The sequence below is a fragment of the Mycobacterium sp. genome, from assembly GCF_025965855.1.
Classification (GTDB): domain Bacteria; phylum Actinomycetota; class Actinomycetes; order Mycobacteriales; family Mycobacteriaceae; genus Mycobacterium.
On the sequence record NZ_JAOPWB010000221.1, the window covers coordinates 1 to 6,975 of the forward strand.

Genomic DNA, 6,975 nt, shown 5'->3' on the forward strand with positions numbered 1-6,975 from the left:
TCCGGCAGGTCCTGCAACGCAGCGTCGACGAGCTCCTCGAGCTTCTCCTGGGTCCAGTCGTCGTCGATGTGCTCTGGCCAGTATTCGTTGCGGGCCCGTGGGTCCTCGGCAAGCCGGGCCAGGAAGGGCGCGAACATCTCGCCCGCGGCGATGCTGTTGGCCAGCGGGCGCACCAGCAACCACACCACCGCACGCGGGTCCGCCTCCTTGCCTTCCTCGCGCATGCTCGCGAGCATCTCCTGGCGATCGATCCCGAGTGACGCCTGTCGGTAGGAGATCAGGGCACGGATCAGACCCTCGCGAGAGCCGAAGTGGTAACGGATCACCGAGGTGTTGGACTGTCCTGCCGCCTGCTGGATCTCACTCAGCGTCACCGCCTCGATCCCGCGGGTCGCGAACAGCCGCTCGGCGACCTCCATGAGCATCACCCGGGTGGACTCACCGGAGGCGTTACGACGCCGCGTGCCCGCGCCCGTGTCCGTGCTCAGTTCGGTCATCGCGTCTCCTTCCGTCCGTCCGTTCTACCGCCGGCCAGGCCAATGCGGTAATAATAATAGATACACATTAGAAATGCTGGACTTCGATACTCCAGGCTGGCAACATCGTCAGTAGTGACTCGGACCTTGGAGGCCCAATGAGCATGATCTGGACGAACTCGGGCGACTCCCACTTTCTGGAGCCCGACGACCTGTGGCAGTCCCGCTTGCCGAAGGCGCTTGCCGACCTGACGCCGAAGTCGGAAAAGGACCCGGATGGCGAGTACGAGACCGTGCAGGTCGACGGTCAGATCTTCCGGCGCAAGCTGCCGTCGTCGGCGGTGGTGGCCTTTGCCGAGATGAGTTCGAGGCCGCAGGGCATTCGCGATGCGAAGGCACGGCTCGGGGATCTCGACAACGAGGGCGTATGGGGCGAAGTCATTTTTCCGTCACTGGGCATGTGGGCGTCCACCTTCCGCACGCCGGAGCTGCTCAAGGCATGCATGCGGGCGAGCAACGAGTGGGCTGTCGAAGAAATCACCTCAGTCTCGCCCCGCTACGTCGTGACCGCGCAGGTGTCGACGCTCGTGGTGGATGATGCGATCGAGGAACTGAACTGGGCGGCAGACAAGGGCTTCAAAGCGGTGTTCCTGCCAACCACTCCTCACCCCAGTGCGCCGGATTGGCATCGCAACGACTGGGAGCCTTTCTGGGCGGCCGCCGAGGAGGCCGGCATCGTGTTGGCTTTCCACATCGGCACCGATCCGGTAGAGGTGACGGCCAGCAACAGCGCGACCGGTGGCGCAGGTCAGGTGTATCGCGGCCCGGGTGGCGCGATCATGAATTACGCCGAGACCACGTTCTCGGGTCAGCGCGCGGCGATGAAGATGGTCGCTTCCGGTGCGCTGGACCGTCACCCCAACCTGAAGGTGCTCATCTCCGAGGGAGGCGCGACGTGGGTACCGTTCCTGGGCGACCGGCTGCTCGAGGGGTACCGCCAGCACCACCTCGCGGTGCGGCCAAAGCTCAGCCGCAGCCCCAAGGAGATTTTGTTCAGCCAGGTCTACGCGTCGTTCCAACACGATGAAACGGCGGTCGCGGCCTACGAGCACATGGGCTACAAGAACGTGATGTTCGGCAGCGACTACCCGCATATGGAAGGCACCTTCGGGCACACCCAGGACACCCTGAAGGGACTCTTCGACGGCGCGAGCGACGAGACCCGGCTGCGTATCACCCAGGGCACGTTCTACGAACTCTTCCCCGACGTGCCGCCCATCCCGGCCGAAAACTTCTGAGCGCGTGGCTACTTCATCCGCCACGAACGGGCTGAGAGACGTCGCGATCGTCGGCGTCGGTGCCACACCCTATTACAAACGCGGCGGGTCATTGCCGAAGTCGATCACCGAGCTGGCCGGCGAGGCGATCCTGGCCGCATGTGAGGACGCCGGCCTGCCCGTCACCGACGTCGACGGCTTCGCCTACTACTCGGGCGCCAGCGCGGGCTACACCGAGAAGATGGACACCGCCGACTTCGTGGAAACTCTCGGCATTCCGGAAGTCCGGTTCACCGCCGCTTTGACTTCTGGCGGGGGCGGGTCCGCGGGTGCCATCGGGCTGGCGCGGGCCGCCATCGTCGCAGGCGATGCCTCGGTGGTCGTCACGGTGATGGCGCTCCAGCAGGCGAAACAGCGTCTCGGGTCGGTGTTTTCGGCATTGGAGCCCGATCCGATCAATTCGTTCCTACAGCCGTCGGGACTGTTCGGTCCGGGACATCTGATGTCGGTAATGGCTCGTCGGCACATGCACCTGTACGGCACCCGGCGCCAGGCGTTCGCCGAGATCGCGCTGTCCACGCGAGCCAACGCGGTCAATAGGCCGAAGGCGATGCATAGGGACCCTCTCACGTTGGAGGACTACTTCAATGCCCGGATGATCGCAGAACCCTTGTGCCTCTACGACTTCTGCCAAGAGACCGATGGTGCCGTCGCGGTGATCACCACCGGGATGGATCGGGCCAAGGATCTGCGTCAGCCGCCGGTGCCGGTGGTCGCCGCCGCTCACGGTGGCGTCCGCGACTGGGGTCGGGCCTTCGCCTGGATGGGGATGCCCGACGAATACTTCGCCTCCTCGGGCAATGCACCCATCGCCAAGCGGCTCTATCAGCAGGCCGGCATCACGGCGGGCGACGTCGACGTGGCCCTGCTCTATGACCACTTCAGCCCCATGGTGCTCATGCAGCTGGAGGACTACGGCTTCTGTGGCAAGGGGGAGGGCGGTGCGTTCGTCGAAAGCGGAGCGATCCGCTACGACGGCGGCTCGATTCCGGTCAACACCCACGGCGGTCAGCTCTCCGAGGCCTACGTCATTGGGATGACCCACATCATGGAAGGAGTCGAGCAGATGCGCGGCACCGCCATCAATCAGGTCCCAGACGCCGAACTCGCCCTGGTCACCGGCGGGCCGGCGAGCCTGCCCGTCAGCGGGCTGATCTTGGGACGGGCCGCGTGAGCACCGCCGCGGTTACCCTGGCCACCACCATTCCAGGCGAACACGTGCGGATCGCGGTCAACAAGGACACCGAGCCGTTCTGGCAGGCCGCGAAGGAACGGCGGCTGGTGGCGCCCCAGTGCGGCGACTGTCAGACCTTCCGGCTGCCCCCGACGCCGTTCTGTCCCAATTGCCAGTCCAAGACGGTGAATTGGGTCGACCTCAGTGGCGACGCCGTCGTTTACAGCTTCGCCGTCGTACACGGCTTCCCCGGCTTGCCCGATTTAGTTTTGGTACCGGCGGTCCTCGACCTGCCGGACGCACCCGGTGCGCGACTGGTCTCCAACATCGTCGACGTCGCACCCACCGACGTCACGATAGGAATGCCTGTCCACGTTGACTTCTCACCGATTGCCGACGGCTGGCTGTTGCCCGTCTTCCGCGTCGGCGCTCAGGGCGAGGAGTAACGCCATGTCCGATGACAGCGCCCTGCACGAGAAGCCCCTCGAGTTCCTCACAAGCATTGCCAACACCGGCGGATCGTGTGACGGCCAGGCGATTCTGCCCGTCAATGGTCACTTCCGTTGTACGTGCTCGTGCGGCGACTGGGACGTCGAGGTCGATGATCCGCAGGAAGGGTTGCGGCAAGCAAGAATTCATACCGGCAGCGTGACTGGATAGATGCTGAGGAGCAGAGGCCCATGAGTAATCTGAACGGCAAAGTCGCCTTCATCACCGGAGCGGCCCGAGGCCAGGGTCGCGCGCATGCGGTCCGGCTCGCGGCGGACGGTGCGGACGTCATCGCGCTGGACATCTGCCGCGATATCGACTCTATCGACTATCCCAACGCCAGTCCGGAGGATCTCGACGAGACCGTCAAGCTCGTCGAGAAGGAGGGCAGGCGCATCGTCGCCAGGCGTGCTGACGTGCGTGACGCGGATGCCGTCGAACACGTCGTCGCCGACGGCCTCGCCGAGTTCGGCTGCCTCGACATCGTGATCGCGAACGCGGGTGTCATCAGGCTCGGTCCGGGTGGCGATCGGCGGCAGACGTTCCGCGACATCATTGACGTCAACCTGATCGGCGTGTGGAACACCGTGGAAGCGGCTATCCCAGCCCTCATCGACGGTGGACGCGGCGGTTCGATTGTGTTGACCAGTTCGAGCGCTGGCCTGAAGGCCCCGAATACCGATCGCGCAGGCGGGCAAGCGTACGGCGCGGCCAAGCGCGGTCTGGTCGCTCTGATGCAGACCTGGGCGAATAACTTGGCGCAGTATTCGATCCGCGTCAACACGATCCACCCGACCGGGGTTGCCACCGGAATGGTGATGAACGACGCGATGGCCGCGATGTTCGAGGCCAATGATCCGTCGCTGGCCGCGATGCAGAACGCGCTGCCGATCCCGGTCCTGATGCCGGAGGACATCGCGAACGCGGTGGCCTTCCTGGTCTCTGAGGAGGCGAGGTTCATCACCGGCACCGCCTGGCCGCTCGACGCCGGCTTCGCGGTCCGTTGACAGTCCCGGCGGGTGTCGCGGAGTATTGCGTTCGTCTCCGGACGTAGTTAACCTAGTTTGACGAGTCTCCGTTGCTCTGTCGTCGCAATTCGCGCTAGATTGACAGTGGACTGTCGTATTATGCGAGCCGCGCGTGCTTGTAGTTCGCACTCGTTCTCAGCCGTACGGAAGGACGTCATGATCCAGAATCAGCCCACGGCAACATGTCCGGTAAAGAGCGTCAATATGAACACTCCGGACTCGCCTGCGCTGACGCACTTCCATCTGCTGGACCAGTGTCAGGACGAAGCCGGGCCGGTCTTCCGCAACACCGAGGCCGGCATGGATTACTGGGTGTTCACCGACAACTCGGTGATTCTGGACGGCCTCCAGCACCCGGACCTCTGGTCCAGCAGCGTCATCGTGCCGACCGAACCGGAGCCGCCGTACAAGTGGATCCCGATCATGATCGACCCGCCCGACCATGCGAAATGGCGCCATGTGCTGGCGGAGTACTTCTCACCGGGCCGCGTCAAGGGCCTGCGCGACGCGCAGCAGAAGTTGGCCGCAGAACTCATCGACCAGGTCGCCGGCGAGGGCGGGTGCGACTTCGTGGCGCGGATCTCGCGGGTGTTCCCGTCGACGGTCTTCCTGACGATCATGGGCATGCCCGTCGAGGATCTCGAGAAGTTCCTGGCCTGGGAGGACATGATCCTGCATCAGAGCGGGGTAGGCGAGGAAGTGAACGCGGCCCGGCTCGAAGGCATGACGCATGTGATGGGCTACTTTTCGGGCCTGATTCAACAGCGACGCAAGAACCGCGACCCGGATGCCGACGATATCGTCAGCAAGGCGATCGACTGGACTATCGACGGCGAGCCGATCAACGATATGGAGTTGCTCAACTGCCTGCTGCTGTTGTTCATGGCCGGGCTCGACACGGTCTCCAACCAGCTGTCGTACGCGATGCTGCATCTGGGCACCCATCCGGCCGACCGCGCCCGGATCGTCGCCGAGCCGCAGCTCATTCCGAGAGCGGTGGAGGAACTGCTTCGGGTTTATCCGATCGTGCAGACCGCGCGAAAGGCGACTCAGGACATGGACTTCCACGGGTGCCCGGTCAAGGCGGGCGACATGGCGTCGTTCTCGCTGGCGTTTGCAGGCCGCGATGAATCAGCCTATGCCGATGCCCGCACGGTCGACTTCGACCGCGGCGTCACACGTCACCTGTCCTTCGGCGGCGGCCCGCACCGGTGCCTGGGTTCACACCTCGCCCGACAAGAGCTGGCGGTGGTGCTGGAGGAGTGGCACAAGCGCATTCCGAATTACGAGGTTGCCGGGCAGCCGATCGAGCACGGCGGTCAGGTGTTCGGCGTCGATTCATTGAATCTGACGTGGCCCTGACGTGAGGGTGCCGCGCACCCCAGACCGGTGGTGGCATACCGTCGGGCAGCAGCTGATCGACCGGGGTATGTCATGCGAAACTCGTTGACGTTCGACGTGACGGGGGCCGTTGGATCCGATGAGCATTTGACACAGAAGGCCTGGCTGTTTCTGCCCGAGCGGCCCGCCGATGCGTGCGCCGTTCTGCTCTGTCTCGCCGGGGGCACCTACGACAAGCACTATTGGCACATCGACATCGACGGCTATCCCGGGTACAGCTTCGCCGAGCACCTGGGCGACTCCGGGTACGTCGTGATCGCAGTCGATCACCTCGGGATCGGCGACAGCACCGACCCCATCGCGTCGGGACCCGTGGGGTTGGGGTTGCTTGCAAAGGGCGATGCCGAAGTCGCACGCCAGGTCCGAGAACGGCTGCGGCATGGCGACTTACACGAAGACCTTCCCCCGACAAACGCACCGCTGATTGGTGTCGGTCATTCGATGGGCGCATGCTTGACGACGATGGTGCAGGTGACTACGCACCCCTACGACGCTGTCGTGCTACTGGGCTATGGTGTGCAGATCACCAATGTGTACCAGGACACTCCCGATGCGGCCGAATTGGAAGAGCGGATTCAACAGACCATCGAGGTGTCCTGCCAGCTGACCGGGGCCAAGCCGACCGACGCCCACCTCTACGCGCCTCGCGGATACCTCGCCGACCTCTTCTATGCAGGCGAAGTTCCACAGGACGTGATCGACGCGGATACCGCCGTGCAGAGCCGGACTCCGCTGCGGGCGGCCGCCGAGGTCACCACCCCGGGAATGGTCGAGCGCTACGCGCATCAAGTGGATGTCCCCGTCTTCCTCGGGTTCGGCGCGGCGCTGGACGTTTCGCCGAACCCCTATGCAGAACCCGCCAACTACACCGGTTCCCCGGACGTGACGCTGCACCTCGTTCCGAGTTCGGGGCACTGTCACAACTTCGCGAGTCACCGCACCCAACTATGGGACCGAATCGCAAGGTGGTTGCCGACGGTCGTCCCCGTTCCGCTCGCCGCTGGCGCCCTACCCGTGGATGCGTAGGGGCGGATAGTGCCCAACACCGTCGGATTCCTTGGCGCCGGACA

Annotated in this window: 8 protein-coding genes; 7 read left to right on the forward strand and 1 reads right to left on the reverse strand. The window is 64.4% G+C overall.

Features of this window, described 5'->3' with window-relative positions; all coding sequences use genetic code 11:
* Positions 1-497, reverse strand: a 497-nt coding sequence (locus JWP83_RS18975; RefSeq protein WP_297732981.1) for a TetR/AcrR family transcriptional regulator, incomplete at its 3' end; no start/stop codon positions are given.
* Positions 498-634: 137 nt separating this feature from the next.
* Here JWP83_RS18975 and JWP83_RS18980 point away from each other — a divergent pair.
* The 7 genes from JWP83_RS18980 to JWP83_RS19010 all read left to right on the forward strand — a co-directional run bounded on the left by JWP83_RS18980 (position 635) and on the right by JWP83_RS19010 (position 6,931).
* Positions 635-1,774, forward strand: coding sequence for an amidohydrolase family protein (locus JWP83_RS18980; RefSeq protein ID WP_297732984.1), 1,140 nt, complete (start codon positions 635-637; stop codon positions 1,772-1,774).
* A gap of 4 nt (positions 1,775-1,778) precedes the next feature.
* On the forward strand, positions 1,779-2,987 hold the full coding sequence (locus JWP83_RS18985) for a thiolase (RefSeq protein ID WP_297732987.1): 1,209 nt from the start codon (positions 1,779-1,781) through the stop codon (positions 2,985-2,987).
* Positions 2,984-3,433, forward strand: a complete 450-nt coding sequence (locus JWP83_RS18990) for a zinc ribbon domain-containing protein (protein ID WP_297732990.1) — start codon at positions 2,984-2,986, stop codon at positions 3,431-3,433. Before JWP83_RS18985 ends, JWP83_RS18990 begins: the two co-directional genes overlap by 4 nt.
* A 4-nt stretch (positions 3,434-3,437) precedes the next feature.
* On the forward strand, positions 3,438-3,647 hold the full coding sequence (locus tag JWP83_RS18995; protein ID WP_023860701.1) for a hypothetical protein: 210 nt from the start codon (positions 3,438-3,440) through the stop codon (positions 3,645-3,647).
* A gap of 20 nt (positions 3,648-3,667) precedes the next feature.
* Positions 3,668-4,483, forward strand: coding sequence for a mycofactocin-coupled SDR family oxidoreductase (locus JWP83_RS19000; RefSeq protein ID WP_297732996.1), 816 nt, complete (start codon positions 3,668-3,670; stop codon positions 4,481-4,483).
* 225 nt (positions 4,484-4,708) lie between these two features.
* A complete protein-coding gene (locus tag JWP83_RS19005) occupies positions 4,709-5,866 on the forward strand; it encodes a cytochrome P450 (protein WP_297732999.1) in 1,158 nt (385 codons plus the stop codon).
* 72 nt (positions 5,867-5,938) lie between these two features.
* On the forward strand, positions 5,939-6,931 hold the full coding sequence (locus JWP83_RS19010; protein WP_297733002.1) for an alpha/beta hydrolase: 993 nt from the start codon (positions 5,939-5,941) through the stop codon (positions 6,929-6,931).
* The last annotated feature ends 44 nt before the right edge of the window (positions 6,932-6,975 follow it).